This is a genomic window from Vibrio sp. YT-19(2023), assembly GCF_033337395.1.
In genome coordinates this window covers 1-808 of record NZ_JAWOQN010000344.1, presented here as the reverse complement: position 1 = coordinate 808, position 808 = coordinate 1, and the positions used below count along the sequence as shown (strand labels likewise).

General features: G+C 47.3%; 1 protein-coding gene and 1 pseudogene. Both read right to left on the bottom strand.

The genetic code is table 11. From position 1 onward, the window contains the following. Nucleotides 1–312: GntR family transcriptional regulator (locus R7E78_RS25805; RefSeq protein ID WP_318058566.1), on the bottom strand; the 312-nt coding region annotated here is incomplete at its 3' end. A 167-nt stretch (nt 313–479) separates the two neighbouring features. Next, a pseudogene (locus R7E78_RS25800) lies at nt 480–808 on the bottom strand (aldehyde dehydrogenase (NADP(+))); the annotation flags it as partial.

Below are 808 nucleotides of genomic sequence, written 5' to 3'. Positions count from 1 at the left end.
ATCCGTCATGTTTTGAATCGCACGTTCCAGAATGTGGCATTCCACAACCGCACGCAGTTCAAATAGCTCATCGATTTTATCTGGAGACAGTTCAGTCACTGTCGCGCCTTTATGTGGCTCGAAACTGACTAAACCCTGCGCTTCCAATTGTACTAGTGCTTCACGCACAGGAATTCGGCTGACATTGAACTCTTTTGCTAACGCATCCTGACGTAAAGGCTGACCAGTTTTTAACTCGCCCTTCAGGATCTGAGTTCGAATTGCTTCTTCAACGAGCTGAGTACGCGTCTTAAAAACAGGTTTTTGTGACATTGAAGGCTCCCCTCAAAAATAAATATTGTATCCAATCCATTTAACTCTAGTAGTTTATTGTTTTTCCGGCTTAAGCCAACTACGAAATAAGGTTTTGAGAAGTAGAGTGAATTTAAAGGCACCAACTGGTGCCTTTTTGAACCATTTGGCTAAGTGTATGTTGCCTGTTATGACGTTTTGCCGTCGATAGCGCGTTGGATGTTTAACGGGTTAGACGTTTTTAATGAATCGGGCAACAAGCTTTCTGGTAACGCTTGGTAAGCGACCGGGCGTAACCAACGGTGAATGGCTTCTGCTCCGACAGAGGTTGATGCCACATGGGTCGACGCAGGATACGGCCCACCATGAACCATCGCATAACCAACCTCTACGCCAGTTGGCCAGCCATTGAACACCAGGCGTCCGGCAATTTCTTCCAGGCATGGAATCAACTGCTCAGCGAGTGATGAATCTGCTTCAGTCGCGTGGATGGTAGCGGTGAGCGTGCCGCTCAGTG